This window comes from Cobetia sp. SIMBA_158 (genome assembly GCF_046566945.1).
Taxonomy (GTDB): domain Bacteria; phylum Pseudomonadota; class Gammaproteobacteria; order Pseudomonadales; family Halomonadaceae; genus Cobetia; species Cobetia amphilecti.
In genome coordinates this window covers 1-236 of sequence record NZ_JAWJYL010001095.1, presented here as the reverse complement: position 1 = coordinate 236, position 236 = coordinate 1, and the positions used below count along the sequence as shown (strand labels likewise).

The 236-nt window shown below is 53.4% G+C and carries 1 protein-coding gene; it reads right to left on the bottom strand.

The genetic code is table 11. The annotated features are described in order from the left end of the window. Positions 1-236 (bottom strand): GntR family transcriptional regulator (locus R2R70_RS23165; RefSeq protein WP_410979369.1); only part of this gene is annotated, 236 nt, incomplete at both ends.

The following is a 236-nucleotide window of genomic DNA, read 5'->3' as shown; positions in this document are numbered from 1 at the left end:
GCTGAGAAAAACCTCGCGCTTCTTTCAACGAGTATTCGAAGATGTTGTTGATCTGCGTGCCGTAACCGCGCGAACGCGTCACCACACCCTCTTCTTCCAGCGCCTGCATCGCCTTGCGCACCGTAATGCGCGAAACGCCGGTTAACTGACTTAAATCACGCTCACCGGGCAAAATATTGCCATGCTCCAGCACCCCGCTGCGCACGGCATTTTTTACCGTTTCGGCAAACTTAATA